Source organism: Leptospira selangorensis (assembly GCF_004769405.1).
Classification (GTDB): Bacteria; Spirochaetota; Leptospiria; order Leptospirales; family Leptospiraceae; genus Leptospira_B; species Leptospira_B selangorensis.
In genome coordinates this window covers 42,310-64,934 of the sequence record NZ_RQES01000027.1, presented here as the reverse complement: position 1 = coordinate 64,934, position 22,625 = coordinate 42,310, and the positions used below count along the sequence as shown (strand labels likewise).

Here is a 22,625-nt window from a genome sequence, read left to right as displayed (position 1 = left end):
GGAAGTCCCTTTTTTGTTCCCCGTCCTTATAGTCCGGGCGATAAGACTTAAATAATTTCAATTTTCCTTCGAATATTAGAACCCTCTTACGTTTAGAAGATCCCAAAAACTCAATATTCTAATTTAACAATAAACTAAATCTGTACTATTATAAAGTTTGAATTTGCCAGAATTCTAATTCAAGAAAACGTTTAGAAGAATGAACAAGCTTTCAGGCTAACCAAGATAGGCGAAACGAAATTATTGAAGGCAAAAGTGTGGAAGAATTAGGGAAAACTAATGGACTGAAGAAGGGAGTAATAGAAACAAAGGGGTCAAATTTTGACCCCTCCGGAAATTTCCAAAACGACTCCGTCTACCAGATCGTTTTGAGCGATGAATACCGCCGTGTTTGCAATTTCATCCGGTCTGCCCAATCTACCGATAGGGATCAGAGCTTCCCATTTTTTAAGAGCTTCCGGATTCATGTCTTTCATTACCATTTCGGTAGCGATAAATCCAGGTGCAATCCCTGCGACCCTGATTCCATAACGACTGAGTTCCTTCGCCCATAATTTGGTCATAGCAGCCACACCCGCTTTTGCCGCGGAATAATTAGTTTGGCCCGGGTTACCATGCATTGAAACGGAAGCAATAGGGATGATCACCCCTTTGGTACCGTTATTTACCATTTGAACCGCAGCTTCTCTACCTGTTAAGAATACTCCGGTCAGGTTTACATCGATCACAGCCTGCCATTCTGCCAAAGACATCTTGGATGCAACTTTTCCAGTTTGTTTATCCGCTTTTATTAAGAGACCATCTCTTAAGATCCCTGCATTCAAAACCGCAATGTCCACGGAACCAAAAGCGGAAACCGCTTTTTCCATGAGTTCAACAGCGTCTTTTTCCTTAGAAACGTCTGTCGGAACTGCGATTACCTTAGCTCCCAGAGCTTCGATCTCTTTTTTGGCTCCTGCAAGTTTCTCTTCGGAGATATCCGATAGAACGATATTGGCTCCCAATTTCGCAAAATGAAGGGCCATCTCTTTGCCTAAGCCTCCGGCGGAACCGGTGACTACGGCAGTCTTATTTGTGATTTCCAACTTGGTTGATTTCCTTACTTCTAATGGTTACGTAATTGTCGGTGAAAGGGATTTCTACCCTGGCGACGGTTTCTGCTGGGCTTGTCTGGATCCTGAAAAGGTTCGGATCAATATTCTCACTTTTGAGAAGGATCATGATAAGAGCGATTCCAAGACCGGCTCCCTCTGTATTGTCCATATTATCCATATAGAACTCGGCGATATCATTATATTCCATCGCCTTTCTCATCTTCTCCCTCATACGAGATTCTTCGATCTCGATCACAGGAGTATTATTAACTACTTCGACTACCAAACCTTCTGCGGTATAGATTACTGAAATTTTGACAAAAACGCCTCTGGCAAGACAACGCTTCCCGTATTCATCGGCCATTTTTTCGGAGAAGTTCTGTTTGAACTGAGCCAGACCCTGGTCGTAATGTTCATGATTTCGGATATCTAGACCAAGATCCTCGAAGAAAACCCTCTTTTGGTTGGCCTTCACTCCGTTGATCGCCATTTCTTTGGTGATCGTATACAACATCTCTATGTATCTAGTCTGGCCTAATTTTTCCAGAACTTCCGTTAGAATACGCAAAACGTATTTTTCCAATTTGGAATTCATTCTGGAAGATTGAACAGAGATGCGGGAGCGGTTGAGGATGTATTCTGAGAGCTGGGCGTCTAAATCTTTGAAACTTTTTGCCATGCTCGTTTAGTCCTCTGTGGGAGAAAAATCAATCCTAGTCTTTCCTCTATGAGGATTCATGCAATCAAAAATCAGCTATTCCCAGATCTCAAAAAGGATACAAACTTAGAGGGCGGGCCGCGTCCGATCCGGACTCCATCCGTCTCGGATCAGGCTCTCACCTCCGGTCAAAAAACCGCATTCACGATTTTTTGACCACGGCTCGATCCTTCGCGGGGTGTTATGAAAGGGATCTTCTATTCTTTGCGGCTTCGCGTGGAAAAAGTCCTGGTTAAATTTACTCACGCTAAGACGCCAAGGGTTGGGATATATACTCACTGTTTTGTATATGTCTTAGAATCAATGATCAAATCGGTCGAGTTGATCGAGTAAGAGTAACAATTCCATGGAGAAACATCGCTCATCCAAACCTTTTCGCAATACTGCCCAGAATCGATTTTCCATTCTAATTGTAAATTGTAATTAGAATGAGTAGCACATGCGTCCTTCATTTGATCAAATGTCCAAAGAGAAACGACTGTATCATTAAAATTATATGTTATTGTTGTTTGAGTGCAGGAATCCGTAAAATCTTGATTCTTCCAGATTCCGATAAATTCGGGATGATCGGATTTAGGTGTTTTTGCAATACATATTGAAAAAGCACCGCATTCCATCCAGGGGGGAGATAGGAGGAGGTTTTCTTCCTCTTTATGGTCGCAGTTATAAATCGAGAATAATAGTATAAGACAAATGAATTTGCTTAGCGACGACATGAAATTTAATCTCAAACTATCATAATAAGGTTTTGCAGGATTTTTGTATTTCAAATCCTTTTTAATTTCTATAAATTACGATTTTATTAACTTTCTACTGAATTTGATTTATATGAAATTCCTATAAATTTTCGCATATTTTCCGCCATCCTTCGCTGATGCATGGAAATACGATTTAGCGGATATTTAAAATCACGATTGAGATTGTAATATCGATTCTATGGATCTGGATAATATCTATTTTCTGAATTTTTTAAAATACTATACAAAAAAATAGTTTACAAAAGTATATAAACGTACGAATAGTATATTGTTGCCAAGAGGACAAATCATGCTGCAAACAATTACTATTCGAGACTTTGCATTAATTGAATCCGCCCAAATCGATCTGAGCAAGGGGCTAACTGCGATTACTGGAGAGACCGGTTCCGGAAAATCTCTCTTACTGGATGCTCTTTCTTCCTTACTTGGGGGAAAGAGTAGTACTATGGATATCCGAACAGGTTCGGATAAGTATTGCCTTGAAGCGGAGTTCGATATTTCTCAAAATCCAAGCGCCATAACTTGGATGAGGGAACATGGATTTCCTTTAAATGGTTCTGCGATCGTGATCCGAAAGGAATTCACTCGGGATGGAAAAACAAAAATACAGATCAATCATTCACTTTCTTCTGCTCAGGTACTTCGTGGTTTAGGTGAGATCCTATCCGAAGTACATAACCAGAACGATCAAATCTTACTTTTGGACAAAGCCCAACAGTTGGATATACTGGATAGTTTTGCAGGTTTGCATACTCTGAGGGGAGAAGTGAAGGAGGGATTTTTAACTTATAAAAGTCTTAAAAAAAGATTAGAAGAATTAGAATTGTCTCATGCGGACAGAAATCGTAAAAAAGAGATACTTCAATACCAGATAGAAGAGATCCATACTGCTAATTTAAAACCGGGAGAAGAGGAAGAACTGAGTAAGGAAGAAAACCTACTAGTCCACGGGGAAAAACTCGCAGAGAACCTGGATATAATTACCGGTTATTTGCATGAAAGTGAATCTTCTGTTTTAGGGATTTTTCCCAAGGTACTTGCCGCTTCCGATAAGATTAAAGTTTTGAACGAATCATTAAACGAAATGGATTCCGCTCTTAAGGAAGCATATGTTACGATCCGCGAGATCAATACTGCTGCGCAAGACCAAAAGGAAGAGGTATTTTTCTCCCCGGAAAGATTATCACATGTGCAGTCTAGACTAGATCTGATCCAAAAATTAAAGAAAAAATACGGAAATTCAATTTCTGAAATTTTAGAAACAAAGAAGAAGGCGGAGGATGAACTTTCTGCCTTAGAGCAGAATTTAGATTCTAAAACTTCTCTGGAAAAAGAAAAGAAAAAGGCAGCAGATAAGCTTACTCAGTCTTGTTTGCAACTTTCCAAATCTAGGCGAGAAGTATTGAACAAGTTCGAATCCAAACTCAAATCAGAACTAGAAGTTTTGGGAATGAAGGGGGCCGGTTTACAAGTGGTACTTCGTTGGGAAACAAGCCCAGAAGGAGAAGTTGAGGCCCAGGGAAAATCCTATTTGGTAAACGAATTCGGATTGGATCAGGCCGAATTCTATTTTAGTCCGAACCCTGGAGAAAAGCCGAGACCTCTTCGTAAAATTGCTTCTGGAGGAGAAATTTCTAGAGTAATGTTGGCCATCAAGAGTGTGCTTGGTTCCAATTTTGACGGAAAAGTTTTAGTTTTTGATGAGATTGACTCCGGTCTGGGTGGAGAGATTGCTTCTGACGTCGCAAAAAAACTCAGAACCCTTTCTAAAACTCATCAAATCATATTGGTCACACATTTACAGCAGATTGCTGCGGCTGCAGATCATCATCTTCTCGTAAGTAAACGACTCAAAGAGGGAAGAACCGTCTCCGAAACTGAATTCTTAGGAATGGAGGAGAGAACTATGGAACTTGCGAGAATGATCGCGGGTCAAAATATCTCCAAAGGCGCTCTCCATCACGCTAAGGAACTGCTCAAAAAGAAGGCGGTATAATTCGTCTTCTCAAGTTCGCTTTTTACCGGGGCAGAATTTGCTCTCGGTAAAAAGGAAAACTTCCTTTTAAAAATCGTTTGGCAGGGACAGCCGAGTTGGAAACCCTACTCCATGGAGAACCTCAAGCCGATATGATTCTTGCCAAAACAGATTCTTTGGTTTCCATTATTCCGCCGGAAACCGTACCTATTCTGATCCTTCTAGTTTCTATAGTAGGATTTACAATAATCATAGAAAGGCTGATCTTCTTTTCTCGTTGGAAGGCCATTACTCCTGATGATTGGAGAAGGGTAAAAGATCTACTCAGAGAAAAAAACTACGATTCAGCTTCCGATTTAATGAGAAGCCTGAGCCAGGGGCCGGTCTCTCAGGTGTTACAAGCAGGTATTACCCAGTTTAAGAAAAATGCATCTTCTGTGGATGATGAAATTCTTACCCAAGGATTAAACCAGATCCAGAGAATGGAAAAATTCCTCTCTCCGTTAGCTACAATTGCTACTATCTCTCCACTTTTAGGAGTATTGGGAACCGTTCTTGGTATTATTCGTTCCTTTGCGGAAGGTTCTGGAACAAGAGGAGCGGAAGTGGGGATCAGTGAGGCATTGATCACTACAGCTATGGGACTTGCGGTTGCGATCCCAGCTTATATTTTCCATAACTTCTTCCAAAAGAAAAAAGAAGACGCAATTTCCGAAATGGAAAGTCTTTCCGAGCAGGCGCTTAGGTTTTTAAAATAAGATGAAATTCAAAAAGTGGAATCGGGGAGAAAGCGGAAGTTTTAGGGCAGGCCAGATCGAGCTTGCGCCTATGATCGACGTTATTTGTTTCATCGTAATTTATTTTTTGATGAATGCGACCTTGGAAAAATCCACAGTCGTAAAAATAGAACTCCCTAGATCTTCCAGCACCGCTCAGGAAAAGAAAAAGGACGAACTTGTAATCACTGTCAATAAGGACGGAAAAATTTTCCTAGATAAGGACACTGAGCCTGTTCCTATAGAAAAACTGACTGAAAAAATAAAATTGTTCAATGGCCAAAACCAGGGCGACGACAAAGACAAAAAAGACCAGAGCAAAAATCGGGTGATTATCAGAGGTGATGGTGGAGCGAATTACCAAACCATCGTCAAAGTGATCGATAAAGTGAACGAAGCCGGAGTTACAAGATTCAATCTTGCGATGGTTCGTCAACCGGGAGGTCAGTGATCCGCTCAGGTGGATCTAAAGACTTATTTCGAGAAGGTAAACGGTCTCGATTTTAAATAAAGCCTTATGGCGATTTCAAAAGACTCTTGAAACGAAAATTATCTATATATAAATCCTTTGCCGTTATTTTTGTAAGCGGATTCTTTTTTTACTCCGGCGAGATCTCTCAACTTTTCTCTAAAAAGAGCGATTATTTCGGAAAGATCGTAAGAGAAATAAAATTTAACGGAAATAAAAACACATCCGATTCGGATATCAGCGGTCTTTTGGAATTGAGAACTGGTAAACTTCTCACCAGAGGGATCATAGATCGGGATTTAAAAGCATTATTCGCTTCCGGGTTCTTCTACTTTATAGATATTAAAGCGGAAGAAATGGAAGGAGGCGTTCGGGTCATTTTCGAACTGAGAGAAAGACCGCGAGTTAAGGAAGTTGAATTTATCGGAGCAGACGAAGTTTTTCCTGCGGATCTCCGAGATAAAATGCCTCTAAAAGATAACGAGGTAATTACTCCTCAGAAGGTTACTAAATCCAGGGATGTTATATTACAAAAATATAAAGATGAAGGATTTTTCCTTGCATATGTAAAAGTTGAACTTGGAAAACCCGATCCAAAAACAAACTTAGTAAAGGTCCGTTTCATCATTGACGAGGGAGAAGAGATCCCTGTCGCAAAGATCAATATCTACGGAAATGAGACCATCGAAACTTCTGAGATCATAGGACTCATGGAGTTAAAAGAAGAAGGTTTATTCGAAGGTGGTAACTTCAAAGAAAGTTCTTTTGAAAAAGATAAAGAAGTTATTCAGGCTTATTTAAGAAGTAAAGGGTATTTGGATTCGGAATTGATCCGAGAAGGTACCAACTGGGAAATCCATTGGGAAAACCCTGAAAAGAAAAACAGAAGGGTAATCATAGTCAATATCAAACTCTACGAAGGACAAGTGTATTATTTTAACGGATATACAGTTGCTCATGATATGACTACGGACGGGGACGGTAGACCGATTTTCTTGAACAAAGAGAATAACCCTCCTGAAACTCCTAAGGATAAATTAAAACCTCTATTCACTGTCCCTGAGATTGAAAAATCTTTAGATTATAGTTCTAAAGACGCCGGAGAAATTTTTGACGAGACTGTATTCTCCAGGGATAGAGCTACAGTAAACGAACTCTACGGTTCTAAGGGCCATATTTTTGCCCAGGTAATTCCGAGAAGAAAGATCGTTTCTTTGGATTCCGAAAGTTTAGAATATTATGAAAATTGCGCCTCCAGACGGACAGAGGTGGAGAAAAAGTCCTGCGAAGAGGAATATAAACAATTAAATATCCGTAAATTAAGGGAAATTTATAGAGAAAGTCCTGAACTGAGGGGTCGTAAATTCGTTCACGTCGACTTTACCGTCCGCGAGAACAATCTGGCTCAGATCGAAAACGTAATCATCAAAGGAAATAAAAAAACCCAGGATAAGGTAATCCGAAGAGAGTTACTCTTCAAATCGGGAGACTTATTCGATTCTACTTTAGTAAACCGTTCCAGGGAAAGGATTTTTAACCTAGGTTATTTCAAAGAAGTAAACTTTAACATGAGACCAGGTTCAGATGATACAAAGATGAACCTGGTTATTGAAGTATTAGAACAGCCTACTGGAACAGTTTCCATGGGTGGTGGTTATGGAACAATCACTGGATTTACGATCTTCACAGAGATCGGTGAGAACAACTTAAACGGAACAGGTCAAAAAGTTTCGGGACGTTTGGAATTCGGACCTTATCGTAGATCCTTCCAAATTTCTTGGACTGAACCTTGGATGTATGATACTCCTTGGTCTCTTTCACTTTCCATGTTTTATTTCTCAAGAACCATATTCTTAGGTTCTACTTCTACGATCTCTATTTCGGATAGTACAACTTCTCCAACTGTTGAGAATGCCACTTATGATAACAACGGTTTAGGGGTTACCATGGGACTGGCTCACAGACTTGGGACCAATTGGACTCACTTCCATAGATATACTCCTGCATTTTATTCTTATTCAAACCCGACTGCGCTTGTATCCGATGCGGTTTTGGCTAACGTGAGAAGGGGATGGCAATTCCGTTCCCAGGTCACGAACGGTCTCGCTTATGATATCCGAGATAACGTATTCGCTCCTACTAGAGGTTATGATCTACTCTTCCAGGTGGATAACGTGGGGCAGTATTTGGGCGGATCTTCTCACTTCGACCAATATAGGATCCTAGCGGAATATTATCATACTTGGTTCGACTTTACATTCGGAGGTTTGATCCGAAACAACGCTCTTCGTAGATGGAGAGTGGTCCAGGAATTCAGGACCTCCGATACCTTTATTTTCCAAAGAGCTCCTGCGGGAGGGTCTCATAACCAGGACCCTGTCCAGGATCCTTATATTCGACCTCAGGATTTGCTCATCATAGGTGGTTATGAATCCTTAAGAGGTTGGTATTATAACGACCAAAAGTATCCTGTAGAATGGAGAGACGGTGCCCAACATCGTATTCTTTTCGATACCGAGATACGTATTCCAATAGAACCAAGTTTACTCTGGCTTGTGGTCTTCTTGGACGGAGGAGCACTTTACGAACAGACGAACCGTGCCGTAGGAACGAAAAAAGATTATTTCGAATCTTATGATAAGAATAAGGCGGATCAGATTGCCGCAAACCCGATCGGTTGGTATATCCAAAACAATTTCAATTTGCAGAATGGACGTAAGGCCGACGTAACTTATGACGAATTGAATAACCCTGGGAGATTGATCCTATCATCGGATAACGTTGCAATGGATAGAATGAGATATTCTTGGGGTGTGGGTTTGAGAGTTCAGATCCCTGTACTTCCTTTGCGTATTTACTTTGCTCAAAAGTTAAAACCTACCGGAAATTTCTGGGCACCTTTCGAAAGATATGAATCTGACAACGCATTCCAGTTCGTATTCGGTATCGGTGATTATAGATTTTAAGGAGTTTTTGCTTTGTCAGTTGATCTAGTACAAGGCTTAAATGATCCGCAGAAAGCCGCAGTTGAAAGATTGGAAGGCCCTGTTTTAATTTTAGCAGGTGCTGGCTCCGGGAAAACCAGGGTAATCACTCACAGGATCGCAAATTTGATCCTGAACAAAAGAACAGATTCAATTTGTGCGCTTACTTTTACCAATAAAGCTGCGGCAGAAATGTTGGAAAGGGTAGGTAAACTTGTACCTTCCATCCCATGGAATGTGCAGATCAAAACATTTCACTCTCTTTGTTTATATATTTTGAGAAAAGAAACCTCTTATCTTGGAATGCCTTCCGGATTTACAGTATATGATTCGGTATTACAGGAATCCTTAATCAAACAGGTGATTAAGGATCTACATGAGGATCCTAAACAGTATAAACCTTCTTCTTTGACAGGGATCTTTTCATCTTGGAAAGATGGACTTTCCGATTCTGATTTTTATATCCGAAAAGAGAATTTTTCGCACAGATCTCAGATGATCTCGAATATCTATGAAGAATATGAGAAACGTAAGAAAAAAAACCAGGCATTGGATTTTGGGGATCTAATCCAAAAAACCGTAGAATTATTCAGAGAGAATCCGGGAGTCCTTAAGTCCTACCAAGATAGATGGAATTATATCATGGTGGATGAGTATCAGGATACAAACAAGGCGCAATATACATTAGTACGTTTGCTTTCCGGCGACAGAGGAAATCTTTGTGTGGTAGGTGACGACGACCAGTCCATCTACTCCTGGAGAGGGGCGGATATTTCGAATATTTTAAATTTCGAAAGTGATTTTCCGAATGCATACGTCGTAAAGTTAGAAGAAAATTATCGTTCTACTTCCAGGATCATACGCGCTGCATCTAAAGTAATTTCAAATAATAGCGGAAGAAAAGAGAAAGAATTATTCACGAATAATGAATTGGGAGAACCAATTGGCGTTTCTCAATTCGAGAATGAAACAGAAGAAGCTTACGATATAGTCAAAAAGATCAGAGCAGGTTCCGCAAGAGGATCTGAATACAAGGATTTTGCGATCTTCTATAGAACAAATGCGCAATCCAGATATTTTGAAGAAGGACTTAGGGCTTCCGGTATCCCATATAAAATTTTCGGTGGTTTCAGATTTTTCGATAGAGCTGAGATCAAGGATATGATCGCGTATCTAAACGTGGTAGCAAATCCTATGGATTCCAATTCTTTATTAAGAATTGTGAATACACCTCCCCGTGGTATCGGTGAGGCAAGTATAGAGAAAATCCGTAAATTTTCCTTGGACCAAGGGATTTCATTTTTGGAAGCGATTGGGCATCCTGATCTTCCTCTAAAAAAAGCAAGTTTAGGAAAAGCAAAAGAACTATATCATTTATTCGACGATCTTATCGATCGAAAGGAAAAAGGAGAACTTCCTTCTAAGATCGCTTTGGAAATAGTAGGAAGATCCGGTTGGATCGACTATATGGAAAGAGATATCCACGATGAGGAAGCAATCTCTAAAGTGGAGAACGTCCGAGAGTTTGTGAACTCAATCGAAGAATACGAGTCCAGGGAAGAATCTCCTAACTTAGAAGAATATCTGAATCAGATCAGCCTTCTTACTTCCGAAGAGGATTCAGCTCAACTCACAGATTATGTTCATCTCATGACAGTCCATAATGCAAAAGGACTGGAATTCCCTACGGTATTTCTGACCGGTCTGGAAGAGGGGACCTTCCCTCATTCCATGAGTTTGGAAGAACCGAACGGTGAGGAAGAAGAAAGAAGACTTTTTTACGTAGCCTTGACCCGCGCTCGAGTGAAATTATACCTAAGCTATTCGAGGACCTCCCGTAAATTCGGAAAAGTTGAGGACCGGATCCCTTCTAGATTCCTTCCTGAAATCCCGTCGGAATGTTTTGGAGAAGAAGGTATTCTCGCCCAAAAAGGAGTCCGCAGACCATCCGGGCCTCCGGCTGCTTCTTCTGGAGCGTATAAAATCCCGGAAACTCCTAGGGAAAGGGAAGATTCTTCCAAACCTTTAGGAGAAGAGGCGGATATCAGGGAAGGAGATAGGGTCAAACATGCCCAATTTGGCCTGGGGCAAGTGATTTCTGTCCAAGGAAGCGGCAAAAACCGGAAGGTAAAAATCAAGTTCGGGGGCCTGGAGAAGAACTTTTTCCTTGCCTATACTCCCTTAGAGAAATTATAACAAGGGGGAAAGTTCACCCCCTAAAATACCGATATTATTCACAGGAACATAGGAGAAACAATGAAACGGATCGTAATACTAGCCTTGGCTATCTGCCTCGGGACCCCATTGTTTGCTGGAAAAGTCAGCGGTTTAGTAGAAGAATTTAATAAAGTAGAAGAATTTAATAAGAATCGAAAAGTTTCCGAATCCGCTAAAAAAGCGATGTTGGAAAAAAATCTTCTCTCCGCTTTAAAATACAGCCTTCATCGTAAATACCTGGATTATAAGGAATACACCAAGGATCTAAAAGCGGATTCTATTTCTTATGAGCCTCAAAAGGGAACTTTCGGAGTGTATGTAAAATACAAAACTTATATCGTATTTTACAGTTATCTAATGGATCCGGAAATTTATCTTCAAACTCCTATCAATGAAGTGTTCTATGTTCGTCCAGATACTTTGGAAGAAGAACCTCATAAGGAAGATAAACAACCGGCTCAGCCAACTACCGGAAAATAATCCCTTTTCATGCGATTTCCGGAAGAAGCGGAATTAGTTTCTAAACTTGTTCTGGAAGCCGCAGATCGGATACTTTCCATCTATGGAACAAATTTCCATGTGATGGAAAAATCCAAAGGTGATCCTCTCACTGAAGCCGACCTGCAAGCAAACGAGATCATTGCGGGCGGCATTCGCAAAATCCTAAAAGACAAAGTTTATTCAGAAGAAGATTCGAATTTCTCTCATTCTTCCCTACAAGGAGAAAGAGTTTGGATCTTGGATCCGATCGACGGAACCAGAGAATTTGTAGCTAAAAATCCGGAGTTTGCGATTAGCCTCGGCCTTTTGGAAGAAGGTAAACCAGTTTTTGGGATAGTAATGAATCCTGCTACTGGAGAATTTTTTTGGGGAGCGGAAGGTAAGGGCGCATATTATACAATCTTAAAGTCCCCTTATCTGGAAAATCAGATCGATTGGGAGAATACTTTCTATCTTCCGAAACTTGAATCTTCCGAACTTCCTAAAATTTTAGTTTCCATTTCTGAAACAAAAGCAGGACTATTCAAAAAATTAGATTATGGAAATGATTTTGTATTAGAGCCAAAAGGTTCCATTGCTTATAAACTTGCCTTGGTTGCAGTCGGAAAATATCCTTTAACACTTTCTCTCCGACCTAAAAACGATTGGGATGTGGCAGGTGGGATTGCGATACTACGAGCCTCCTTAGGAAAAGATCTGGAAATCCGTTCCGGCAAAGATTATCCATTTTTAACTTCTAAATTGGGAATAGGGTTACTCGCAGGAGATTCAGAACTTGTGACTCAATTCTGGGAAAAGTTTAAAACTTCCCTCCAAGGTTCCGTTAGAGATCGTTGGTAAATCAATTTTAGAAAAGGCCATTCTTAGCTTGTCCAATCTAAACAAAAAAAAATACAAGATCGCCTTGGATGCAAGGCCTTTATCCACTCCTGTTTCGGGAGTAGGAAGATTGATCGAATCCGTTTTGAAAGGTTTCGAAAAAGATCCTGATTTTGAATTTTATCTTTTTTCTCACAAACCAATCCATGAAGGTTATAAGGATCTATTCAGAAATCCGAATATAAAACCTGTGATCGGACAAGGTCTGTTCTCTAAAATAGGAGGGATTTACTTTGTATTCTACCTTCCTTTTCAACTCAGAAAATATGAGATTGATCTATTTTGGGGAACACAGCAGGTATTTCCTCTTTTTTTATCTAGAAGTATTCCGGGAGTTTTGACTTATCACGATTTTGTAGCCTATCGTTTTCCGGAAACAATGAGGCCTATCGCAAGATTTCAGCAGCTTTTTTATTTAAGAAGAAGTATCCAAAGAGCTGATTTTATTTTAGCAAACTCGGAATTCACATCTTCCGAGATCTTAAAATATTCTTCATTTTCTAAAGAAAAAATAGATATAATCTATCCAGGTTATGATCCTAAAGAGATCAAAAAAATAAAAGTTCCTCCTACAAAACGGATCTCTAAACTTCCAAAAAAATTTTTCCTAACGGTTTCTACGTTAGAACCTCGTAAAAATTTCGGAACACTCTTAAAAGCTTACCAAGAAGCCAGAAAGGAAAGATCTGACCTGGTTTGGGTCCATGCCGGAAAAGAAGGTTGGGAATCTCCAGAGTTTCTAGAAAAGTTCAAAGAATTTTCCGGATCTGGAGAGCTTTACTGGTTCGATTTTGTAAATGAAGAAGAGCTAAAATATTTATACTCTCAAGCGAGTCTTTTTATATTCCCATCCGTTTATGAAGGGTTTGGGATCCCACTTTTAGAGGCGCTTGCTTATTCTATTCCTTGTATCGTTTCCGATCTAGAAGTATTTAGAGAAATAGGAAAAAAATCCTGTATATATATTTCTTCGGAATCGGTGGAAGACTGGAAAAAAGCCCTTTTAGACTTTCAAAAGAAAAAATTTAAATTTCCGAAAGCAGATCTGAAAAGATTTGAAAGAAAGAAGTCTGCCGCTCTAGTTAAAAAAATTTTTAGGGATCTAGTTTCTTCCAAAAGGTCCTAAAATCTTTTGGAAAATAGATTTAGCCCTTACTTCTATCGTTCCCGAAAAAATAATATCAGTAGAAGCTTTCCAGTGAATATGGATCCGATTTCTATCCAAGGCTTGGAAATAAATTTGCTCTGTAGGATTTACGTTCCAAACGAATAGATCTTCTTTTCTTTCCCAGGAACTGTCCGTCCAGTCATTGCAGATCCTTTCCAAATTTTTACCGGATCTTAATTGTAGTATAAATCCTTTTTTAGGCTCTAGAAATGCTAAGAGAGACGGGGGTTTGTTACTTCCTTGAGGGGATCCGGAATCAAACTGGATCCCTTCTCCTTGGAACCTTCTTCCTTCCAAATAAGATTGGAATTCTGAAAATTGGAAATAGTAATTATAGATCCTAGTTTCTTCCAAGGCTGAAAACTCTATACAAGTTTTTGATCCGCACTCTTTAAAGCAAGGTAGAATTGGACGTAAATGACTTGTAGCTTTGATTCTTATTTGTAATCTGGAAGTATGGTTTTTAGAAAAGCCTGGCCAGTTTTACTTCTTCTTTTTTCCATTTTATTCTTAAACGATTGCAGATCGGATGAGCAACCTTTGCTCTATCAGGTAACCCTCCAAGATTGGGACGGGAATTCTCATAAATTTTCAGAGGACAAGGGAAAATTAGTCGTCTTGGATTTCTGGGCAAGTTGGTGTGAACCTTGCAAAAAAGCGGTCCCTGTGGTTGAAAAATTAAGAGGTAAATTGAAAGATTCTCCTGCTATCGTGTTAGGAGTGAATACGGAAGACGATCTAAGTTTAGAAGAGATCAGAAAAGCAGCTTCTGAATTTGGAATGTTATACCCAAGCCTTTTAGACCCGAAATGGGAACTTGTAACTCCTCTTAAGATAGAGGGACAACCCGCTTTATTCGTATTTAGCAAATCCGGAAAGAAACTTCATTCCCAATATGGAATTTCAGAGAAAGATCTACCAATATTGACCGGAAGACTAAAAAACTGGCTCGAATCTCCATAGAATTGAGCTTTATCCATAACGATCGTGCAATAAAAAACCAAACTCAGACTGGTTTTTAAAAAAAGGATTTATCTTTAAGCATTTAGTTTGAATCTGGAATCAGATTCCCGGTAGGTGCTGCCGGACACATCCATCATTCCATTTCATTTCAGGAGAATTTCCATACATGGCTGAGAATCTCGCCCAATTATTTCGTGAGTCTGCAGAAAAATTTAAAAATAAACCTGCTTTCTTATACAAAGACGCGCAAAAGAATTATTTGCCGATCAACTATTCGGAGTTATACGAAGCAGGTGTGAATCTTGCCGAGGCTTTGATCGAACTTGGTATTCAATCCAGAGATCATGTCGCGTTACTCGCTGATAACCGCGTAGAATGGATCATCGCAGATTATGGTATTATCATGACCGGTGCGGCCGACGTTCCAAGAGGAACTGATATCACCGACTCAGAGATCGTATATATCGTTAGCCACTCCGAGTCCGAAGTAGTCTTTATTGAAAATGATAAAATGTTGGAGAAATTCAACAGAAACAAATCCCAGCTCGGAAAAGTTAAAACTATTATCGTAATGGATAAAGAATCCGAGGCTCCAGGCGTTCTGAAAATGTATGACCTGATCGAAAAAGGAAAAAGTCTTAGAGCTTCAGGATCTCGTAAGGTAGAAGATAGAGTTGCAGCTATCAAACCTGAGGATCTTTTTACTTTGATCTATACTTCCGGAACAACCGGTCTTCCCAAAGGTGTTCAATTAAGACATTCTAATATGATGCACCAAGTATTGAACGTAACCCCTATGTTAAAGATCAGTGCGGAGGCTAAACTACTTTCTATTCTTCCTGTTTGGCACGTATTCGAAAGGGTAGTGGAATATGTTTGTATCAGCATCGGAGCTGCTACATATTATACTAATGTTAGGGATCTTCGCCAAGACTTGGCAACTGTGAAACCTACATTTATGGGTTCTGCTCCTCGCCTTTGGGAAAATATCTATAACGGTATTTATACAAGAATTAATGATCCGAGCCAAACTCCTGCGCTTCGCCGCGGTTTATTTAAATTGGCTTATTTCTTCTCAGACAAGAAAAACGCTGCAGTTCGTTTTCTTACAGGCAAAGAAGTGGATTATCACGGAAGAAATCCGATCGTTTCCCTATTTTACGGGATCTTAATGTTGGTCCAGTTAGTATTAACAGGACCTTTCACTTTGACCGTGGCTTCTTCCATTGCAGCATATCTACTTGCTACTACTGAGTTTTCTTTCTTGAGTCTGCCTCTATATATTCTGGCAGGGCTTGGAGTATTCTTGAATAGTGCAACCTTGGACAAAATTGTTCTTTCCAAGATCAGAACTGCTACCGGTGGAAGATTGAAAGCTTCTATCTCCGGAGGAGGAGCACTTCCTCGTCACGTAGATGAGTTCTTTAATAATATCGGGATCAATGTATTGGAAGGTTACGGTATGACTGAAACTTCTCCTGTACTTTCCGTTAGAACTTTCCAAAAGTTGATCATAGGTTCTGTAGGTTCTATCGTTCCTAAAACTCATCTTCAGATCAGAAATGATAATAACGAAGTTCTGACTGAGATCGACGCAAACGGAAAAGTGATCAAAGGTAAACTTGGTCGCAAAGGTGTTGTATTCGTAAACGGACCTCAGGTCATGAAAGGTTACTTCAAAAATGAAGAAGCTACTTCTAAGGCTCTTGTAGACGGGTGGATGAACACAGGTGATATGGGGATGATCAACTTCAAACATACCCTAACGCTTACCGGAAGAGCGAAAGACACCGTGGTTCTATTAGGCGGAGAAAACGTGGAGCCTGTTCCTATCGAGAATAAACTCCAAGAGTCCGTTTATATCAGCCAGTGTATGATCATAGGCCAAGACCAGAAAAACCTAGGGGCAATCATTGTTCCTGACTTCGAAAAGTTACAGGAATGGGCAAAAGAAAACGGAGTGGATATTTCCAATAAAGATGCTTTGAACGAAAACGCCAAAGTAGTGGATCTATTCAGAAAAGAGATCAAAGCTCTTAATAATGCTAAGAACGGATTCAAATCCTTTGAGCAAGTGACTCCATTCTTTATCGTTTCCAAACCTTTTGAGGTGGGAGATGAGTTGAACAATATGTTGAAGATGAAACGTCACGTGATCGCTGAAAAATACGCTGATAGGATCAAGAAGGTCTATACAGATAAATAAAATTCTCTTAATAAGGGCTTAAAAGAGCCTTTAAAAAAGGAATGAAGAAGCCTCGGTTGAAACCGGGGCTTTTTTTTTACCCTGAGGAGAATTTTGTAAGCCGCCGATATGTATCCTGTATGGCGAAAACGACACTCTCCAAAACCAGTATTTTCGAACCTTATGGTCATTCGGACCTATATGCTTTGGACAATCTTTACTTTTCCACATTAAAAGAGAGAGAAGTCTGGGACTTTTCCAGAGTAAAAGAATTTTCCGCCTTAAATTTAGGATTTATATTCGCCAGAGCAGAACTCACTTGGAAGAAACTTCAGTCGGAGCTGGAAATCAAAAACCTAAACCCAAGTTTTAAAAAAGGGATTTGTTTAAGTGCAGGCTGGGAAGAAGCTCCCGGACTTAAAATTGATTCATTCTTACCTAAGGTGCTTGGTACGGAAGATGTTTTCCAATATTCAAGATTGGAAGATGTATCCGAAGAAATCCCTTTTCGCGAATTTTTCTCCCGAGAAGGATTCGTATTCAGAGGAATTTGGAAAGATAAAAATTATCTGATCTTATTTTCCAATATATATTCGGAAGATAGAAATCTTCCTTCAGTAATCAAGAAGATCTCTCAGTTCCATTCTGAGAAAAAATCAGCAGGGAATTTTTTCCTAAGAACGGAAAAACAGTCGTATTTGAATTTTCTGAAACCGAAAGAATCTTTGGGTCCATTATTTTTACAAGAGAAGAAGATAGACCAGGATCCGTTTTTATTTTTGAGTCTGGAATATTCAGTTACTCCAAGTGTTTGCTGAATAGGAAGGCTTCGATCGCCTCGTAATCCTCGTTCTCTGAAAGTTCTAAAATCTTTTTCAAAAGAAAGTTCGCCTGTTTTAAACTGACAGAGGCTAAAATTTTACGGATGGGCGCTACGAATGGTATGGAGATGGAAAGTTCTCTGAATCCCATTCCCAAAAGTAGGATCGTAAAATTAGTATCCGAGGCGAGTTCTCCACAAATACTTAATGGTCTTTCATATTTCCAAGCTGTTTCTACAATTTGGACCAAAGCTCTTAAAAAAGAAATATGGAATGGATTGTATAAGGAAGAAACATTCACATTATTTCGATCCACTGCCATTAGATATTGTAATAGATCGTTAGTTCCTACGGAGAAAAAATCCACTTCTCTTGCCAAAACATCCATGGAGGACACAGCAGAAGGAGTTTCTACCATCACTCCTAGTTTGATCTTTTTGTTGAACTTTTCCTTTTTGGCAGTAAGTTCTCTTTTACATTCTTCTAATATTTCTTTTGTTTTTTTGATTTCTCCTAGGTTTGTTACCATAGGAAGCATAATACTCAGATTTCCATAAGCAGAAGCTCTGAGTATAGCAATCAATTGTTCTTTGAACCAATCCGGATTCTGAAGGCTATATCGAATTCCTCTATTTCCTAGAAAAGGATTCTCCTCGAATTCTCCCGTGGAAAATTTATCAGCCCCTATATCAAAGGTCCTGATATAAACAGGATTCGGATCCATTCCTTCAGCGATCCTTTTATATGCTAAAAATTGTTCTTCGCCTGATACGTTTTTATCCTGGTATTTTAAGAATAATGACTCTGAGCGGAAAAGTCCCACTCCGTCAACATCCGCTTTTTTAGCAATATCACAGTCGGTATCCGATTCCAAATTACATTTTAGTCTGATCTTGACTCCGTCTTTTGTGACTGCTTTTTTAGGTTTTATTACCTTTGTCTCGAAACTTAAAGGGGAAGAAGCACCATAATATTTCACTTCTTCTATTGTTGGATTCCTTACTATCTGTCCTGTGTCTGCATCCAGGAAAACATATTCGAAATCGTTAATATTTCTATAAAATTCTTTTAAGCCAACTATAGTAGGGATTCCGTAGTTTCTGGCGAGAATTGCCATATGACCGGTTTTTCCACCCAGGTCAGTTGCAATTCCTCTGATTCTACTCTTATCCATGAGTATCATCTGTGATGGAGTCAATTGTCTTGCGACTAGGATCACGTCTTCTGATTGATCCGCTAAGAATGAAACTTCTTCCTTTTTATCTAATAGGTTTTCTAAGATCCGATTGGAGATGTCTTGGAAATGATCCGATCGTTCCCGGAAGAATGGATTGTCCATACGAGTGAACTTATCTGTGAGTTCGTTGATCGTATTTTGGACCGCTAAAAATGCGTTTTCATTATATTCTTTGATCCGATTTCTGAATGAATCTTGTAGCCCCGGGTCTTCTGTGATCGTGACCTGGGTTTCTAAAATTTCTTTTAGTTCTCTATCTTGTTCTCTTGTTTTGAGACTAGTGATAATAGATTTTAATTCAATTTTGGAAGAATCGAGTGCGTTGGATAATTTTTTGAGCTCTTCCGGTTTTTGGCTCTCATGAATATAGGCGCCGTGAGCTAGATGTCTTCTCTTTGTCCCGACTTTTACGCAACGACCGTAAAATCTGCCGGGAAAAGCGACTATCCCCATATATGTACTTCTTTTCCCGCCGCCATTCATAGAATGAATATCCGCTGGTAGAAATACAGTAGTTTAGTGAATCGACAAGTCTTTTATAAATTTGGAGCTTCCCGCCTGAACATAGGCGGGAAAATCGTACATATTTAGACCATCGCCGCTTTTCTGTTGAAAAGTGGGATACGACGGCTTTTGTATTTGCCCAGTTCGTTTCCAGTTACTGAACTCATGACTAACTTAGCCATGGAAACATCCAGTGCATGTCCCGCCTTGGAAGCCAAATAATGTCCTATGATAGGTCTTCCTGCGATGGAAAGATCACCTACCAGGTCCAAAATTTTGTGTCGGACACATTCGTTCTCATATCGGAGGGATTCATTTAAGTATCCGTCCTGGGTAAGAACGATTGCGTTGTCCAAGGATCCTCCCATAGCAAGTCCTCTTGCTTGGAGTGCTTCTACATCTTTTAGGAATCCGAAGGTTCTAGCTGGTAAAATTTCGTTTTTGAGGATGTCTCGGTCCAGATCGATTGTGATATTCTGGCCTTTAAGAAGAGGGTGAGGGAAGTCGATTGTGTAGGTCACTTTCCAGGTTTCGCTTGGAAGGATCACAAGGTATTTGTCCCCATCTACCACCCACATCGGGTTTTTTACATAAATAGGTTCGATTCTTTCTTCGAATTCAGTGTAACCCGTGTTTTCGAAAGCTTCTAGGAATGGAAGGGAAGATCCGTCCATGATCGGAACTTCTACTGAGTCGATTTCCAGGATCATATCAGTAATTCCTAGAGAGAATACCGCTGCCATTAGGTGCTCAACGGTTTGGACTCTATGGAGTCCGTCTCCAAGTGTGGTAGCATTACTCGTATCTACTACGTTGCTTAGTTCTACAGGGATAGATGCTTTATCTTCTCCCTTTCTATATTCAAAAACTATACCTGTTCCAACAGGAGCAGGGTGCCCGACCAGATTTACTTCCTTACCGGAATGTAATCCAATCCCCTTAATTCTAACTGTTTCTTTAAGAGTTTTTCTATGTTCTGTGAAATTCATCATTTCCTACCCCGGAAACTTTCGGTTCCGGAATCCATTCGCTTTGCACCGGGTTCTTTCTAGATTGGACGTCTGTGAAATCCAATTAAAATTAACCCTTTAGGACTATAGAAGCAATATCCATGCCAGGTGCAGTGCAAAAAGATGATTTTAGACGGGCATTATAGCTCGGTACAGAGACAACTAGACATAATTTGAAAGAAATTTCTGTACTTCTGTCTCTTTTTTACAACAGTGTTGTTTTAGGGAGACAGAATCCAATTACCATGGTAACTCTTCCCCGTTTTGATGAAAGAATCTTCCGGACCTTTCCGGGGAGAGTTTTTCCACTAAATGGGCTAGTCCCTCGGCCGCCTCTCTAGGCGGAATTCCTTGTCTTCCTGTCATTTCGGTGGCTACCATTCCTGGGTGGAAAATACCTACAGAGATCTTTTTAGGTGCAAGATCGCGTGCAAGACTAACGGCACCTGCATTCAAGGCGGCTTTGGACATTCTATATCCATAATAAGCACCTGAAGTGTTGTCCGCGATGGATCCCATTCTGCTAGTGATAAAAATCAGTTTGGAATGAGGGCCAAGTTTAGGAAGAAGTAGACGACTTAATCGTATAGGTCCGATTGCATTTACCAGGATCTGGGTTTCTAATTCTGTAAAGTCCACGCTTTCCAAATTATCAGGGATCAGGATACCTGCGTTATTGATGAGAATGTCCAGCTTGACCCCGGTCAGAAAACCGGAGAGAGTTTCGAAACTTTGGCTTTGTGTAAGGTCCAAACCTTCAAAAATTTTTACACCCAGCCTGCGTAAAGGTTCCGAACTTTTTCTGCAAGCTGCATAAACAGTGTAACCTTTTTCCGAATATAAATTAGCGAGCTCTAGACCGATTCCTCGATTTGCACCTGTAATCAAAACTTGTTTCATTTGAAAGTTCTTCTTTATGGAATAGAATACATTAGAAAGACATATGGAATTACGGGAATCGATTGACGCATTGGAAAATATTTTCCAAACTTTCCTTTCGTATGCAATACCAGATTTCGCATAAACCTTCGTTCTCCTTATTGAAGCTCCGTTTGGATTCGGGTCAATCGATTAAATCCGAAGCAGGCGTCATGGTCTACATGAGTTCCGGAATGGGAGTGGAAACTAAAATGGGAAGCGGATTTTTCTCCGCACTCGCTCGTAAATTTTTCGGCGGAGAATCTTTTTTCTTCAACACGTATACTGCTCCTTCTTCCGGAGGAGAGATCGGCCTTGCTCCGGATCTTCCGGGAGATATCGTGGACTTGGATCTGGGAGGCAAAAGTATTTTTGTTCAATCCGGATCTTATCTTGCTTCAGATTCCGGGATCCAAGTGGTCTCTAAATTCGGAGGGATCCGTTCCTTATTAGGCGGAGAAGGTTTGTTCTTATTAGAAATTTCCGGAACAGGAAAACTATTCTTAAGTTCTTATGGCGCGATCGTTCCGATCCAGGTCCAAGGAAATTATACTGTGGATACTGGCCACATCGTCGCTTTTGAAAACTCTTTGCAGTTCAAAGTAGGAAAGGCAGGTGGAAATTGGAAATCCACTCTATTGGGCGGAGAAGGGCTCGTCGCAAATTTTTCTGGTCATGGAACTCTTTGGATCCAATCCAGAGTACCTTCCAGTTTTATCGGATGGCTGACGAAACTTCTTCCTTTATAAGGTTTTTAAATTAGGAATTTATAATGAATATCCAACTATTATATAAGCCCTCGTATTCTGTAGCGAAAGTGAATCTGAATTCGGGAGAATCCATCAAGGCGGAAGCAGGAGCTCTTATGAGTATGAGTTCCCATATCCAAATGCAAACGAGTAAGGCGCAGCAAGGAGGACTTTTCAAATCCTTAAAGGCGGCTTTTTTAGGCGGAGAATCCTTCTGGATGAACACATTCAGCGCTTCTCAACCTGGTGAAGTTTTACTTGCTCCTACATTGCCTGGTGATATAGAAAAACTAGATCTGAACGGGACTATTTTTATCCAATCCAGTTCCTTTCTCGCGTCACAACCGAATATAGACATAGATACCAAATTCCAAGGGCTTAAAGGTTTTTTCAGTGGAGAGTCTTTATTCTTCCTAAAACTCACAGGGAGTGGACCCGTTCTTATCTCCAGTTATGGAGGAATAGAATTACTCGATGTAGAAGGTGAGTTCATCGTAGACACAGGACATATCGTCGCATTCGAAGAAGGTTTGCAATACGAGATCACTAAATTCGGTGGATGGAAATCCTTCTTTTTGGGCGGGGAAGGTTTCGTGGCAAAGTTTAGAGGGAAAGGAAGGCTTTGGCTCCAATCCAGGAACGTGCCTAGTTTAGGCGCATGGTTCCGAGATAAATTACCTCCTAAAAAGGAATCATAAG

The 22,625-nt window shown here is 40.1% G+C and carries 20 protein-coding genes; 13 read left to right on the top strand and 7 right to left on the bottom strand.

Annotation, left to right across the window (positions count from 1 at the left end):
* Positions 1 to 314: 314 nt before the first annotated feature.
* The 3 genes from EHO58_RS19380 to EHO58_RS19760 form a co-directional block, all read right to left on the bottom strand.
* Positions 315 to 1,085, bottom strand: a complete 771-nt coding sequence (locus EHO58_RS19380) for an SDR family NAD(P)-dependent oxidoreductase (protein ID WP_135616469.1) — start codon at positions 1,083 to 1,085, stop codon at positions 315 to 317.
* The gene (locus tag EHO58_RS19375; protein WP_135681019.1) at positions 1,069 to 1,773 is read right to left on the bottom strand and encodes a histidine kinase; all 705 of its coding nucleotides are present in this window, start codon (positions 1,771 to 1,773) and stop codon (positions 1,069 to 1,071) included. The genes EHO58_RS19380 and EHO58_RS19375 overlap by 17 nt, the downstream gene beginning before the upstream one ends.
* 314 nt (positions 1,774 to 2,087) lie before the next feature.
* Positions 2,088 to 2,264 (bottom strand): hypothetical protein, encoded by a 177-nt coding sequence (locus EHO58_RS19760; protein ID WP_244241243.1) that lies wholly within the window; start codon positions 2,262 to 2,264, stop codon positions 2,088 to 2,090.
* Between the two features lie 595 nt (positions 2,265 to 2,859).
* Between EHO58_RS19760 and recN the strand changes: the two genes are divergently transcribed.
* From recN to EHO58_RS19330, 8 genes are all read left to right on the top strand, one after another.
* The gene (gene recN / locus EHO58_RS19365) at positions 2,860 to 4,566 is read left to right on the top strand and encodes a DNA repair protein RecN (RefSeq protein WP_135681018.1); all 1,707 of its coding nucleotides are present in this window, start codon (positions 2,860 to 2,862) and stop codon (positions 4,564 to 4,566) included.
* A gap of 131 nt (positions 4,567 to 4,697) precedes the next feature.
* Complete coding sequence (locus EHO58_RS19360) at positions 4,698 to 5,303, top strand: MotA/TolQ/ExbB proton channel family protein (protein WP_135626278.1); 606 nt, start codon at positions 4,698 to 4,700, stop codon at positions 5,301 to 5,303.
* 1 nt (position 5,304) lies between these two features.
* Positions 5,305 to 5,772: an ExbD/TolR family protein gene (locus tag EHO58_RS19355; RefSeq protein ID WP_135626279.1), complete on the top strand. Its 468-nt coding sequence runs from the start codon at positions 5,305 to 5,307 to the stop codon at positions 5,770 to 5,772.
* An 86-nt stretch (positions 5,773 to 5,858) separates the two neighbouring features.
* Positions 5,859 to 8,756, top strand: coding sequence for a BamA/OMP85 family outer membrane protein (locus tag EHO58_RS19350; protein WP_135626280.1), 2,898 nt, complete (start codon positions 5,859 to 5,861; stop codon positions 8,754 to 8,756).
* 12 nt (positions 8,757 to 8,768) lie between these two features.
* Entirely contained in the window at positions 8,769 to 10,970 is a 2,202-nt protein-coding gene (locus tag EHO58_RS19345; protein ID WP_135681017.1) for an ATP-dependent helicase, read from the top strand.
* Positions 10,971 to 11,030: 60 nt separating this feature from the next.
* Entirely contained in the window at positions 11,031 to 11,471 is a 441-nt protein-coding gene (locus EHO58_RS19340; RefSeq protein WP_135626282.1) for an LIC11625 family surface-exposed protein, read from the top strand.
* A 9-nt stretch (positions 11,472 to 11,480) separates the two neighbouring features.
* Complete coding sequence (locus tag EHO58_RS19335; RefSeq protein ID WP_135681016.1) at positions 11,481 to 12,332, top strand: 3'(2'),5'-bisphosphate nucleotidase CysQ; 852 nt, start codon at positions 11,481 to 11,483, stop codon at positions 12,330 to 12,332.
* 28 nt (positions 12,333 to 12,360) lie between these two features.
* Positions 12,361 to 13,497 carry a glycosyltransferase family 4 protein gene (locus EHO58_RS19330; protein ID WP_135681015.1) on the top strand — a complete coding sequence of 379 codons (1,137 nt, stop codon included), beginning with the start codon at positions 12,361 to 12,363 and terminating at the stop codon, positions 13,495 to 13,497.
* Here the strand turns inward: EHO58_RS19330 and EHO58_RS19325 are convergent.
* The gene (locus EHO58_RS19325) at positions 13,474 to 13,893 is read right to left on the bottom strand and encodes a hypothetical protein (protein ID WP_135681014.1); all 420 of its coding nucleotides are present in this window, start codon (positions 13,891 to 13,893) and stop codon (positions 13,474 to 13,476) included. The two genes, EHO58_RS19330 and EHO58_RS19325, sit on opposite strands and share 24 nt — an antisense overlap.
* Before the next feature lie 102 nt (positions 13,894 to 13,995).
* On the opposite strand from EHO58_RS19325, the gene EHO58_RS19320 reads away from it, so the two are divergent.
* The 3 genes from EHO58_RS19320 (at position 13,996) to EHO58_RS19310 (ending at position 17,505) form a co-directional block, all read left to right on the top strand.
* Positions 13,996 to 14,502 carry a TlpA family protein disulfide reductase gene (locus tag EHO58_RS19320; RefSeq protein ID WP_135626286.1) on the top strand — a complete coding sequence of 169 codons (507 nt, stop codon included), beginning with the start codon at positions 13,996 to 13,998 and terminating at the stop codon, positions 14,500 to 14,502.
* 166 nt (positions 14,503 to 14,668) lie between these two features.
* Positions 14,669 to 16,708: an AMP-dependent synthetase/ligase gene (locus EHO58_RS19315; RefSeq protein WP_135681013.1), complete on the top strand. Its 2,040-nt coding sequence runs from the start codon at positions 14,669 to 14,671 to the stop codon at positions 16,706 to 16,708.
* 119 nt (positions 16,709 to 16,827) lie between these two features.
* Positions 16,828 to 17,505 carry an LIC11631 family protein gene (locus EHO58_RS19310; protein ID WP_135681012.1) on the top strand — a complete coding sequence of 226 codons (678 nt, stop codon included), beginning with the start codon at positions 16,828 to 16,830 and terminating at the stop codon, positions 17,503 to 17,505.
* On the opposite strand, the gene ptsP is transcribed toward EHO58_RS19310, so the two are convergent.
* The 3 genes from ptsP to EHO58_RS19295 form a co-directional block, all read right to left on the bottom strand.
* Positions 17,486 to 19,228, bottom strand: coding sequence for a phosphoenolpyruvate--protein phosphotransferase (ptsP, locus tag EHO58_RS19305; protein WP_135681011.1), 1,743 nt, complete (start codon positions 19,226 to 19,228; stop codon positions 17,486 to 17,488). The genes EHO58_RS19310 and ptsP overlap by 20 nt on opposite strands.
* A gap of 104 nt (positions 19,229 to 19,332) precedes the next feature.
* Positions 19,333 to 20,238 carry a UDP-3-O-acyl-N-acetylglucosamine deacetylase gene (lpxC, locus tag EHO58_RS19300; protein WP_135626353.1) on the bottom strand — a complete coding sequence of 302 codons (906 nt, stop codon included), beginning with the start codon at positions 20,236 to 20,238 and terminating at the stop codon, positions 19,333 to 19,335.
* 261 nt (positions 20,239 to 20,499) lie between these two features.
* Positions 20,500 to 21,159, bottom strand: coding sequence for an SDR family oxidoreductase (locus tag EHO58_RS19295; RefSeq protein ID WP_135626290.1), 660 nt, complete (start codon positions 21,157 to 21,159; stop codon positions 20,500 to 20,502).
* Positions 21,160 to 21,260: 101 nt separating this feature from the next.
* Between EHO58_RS19295 and EHO58_RS19290 the strand changes: the two genes are divergently transcribed.
* Both EHO58_RS19290 and EHO58_RS19285 read left to right on the top strand, forming a co-directional pair.
* Positions 21,261 to 21,926 carry a TIGR00266 family protein gene (locus EHO58_RS19290; RefSeq protein ID WP_135626291.1) on the top strand — a complete coding sequence of 222 codons (666 nt, stop codon included), beginning with the start codon at positions 21,261 to 21,263 and terminating at the stop codon, positions 21,924 to 21,926.
* A gap of 23 nt (positions 21,927 to 21,949) precedes the next feature.
* On the top strand, positions 21,950 to 22,624 hold the full coding sequence (locus tag EHO58_RS19285; protein ID WP_100724692.1) for a TIGR00266 family protein: 675 nt from the start codon (positions 21,950 to 21,952) through the stop codon (positions 22,622 to 22,624).
* Position 22,625 lies beyond the last annotated feature (1 nt).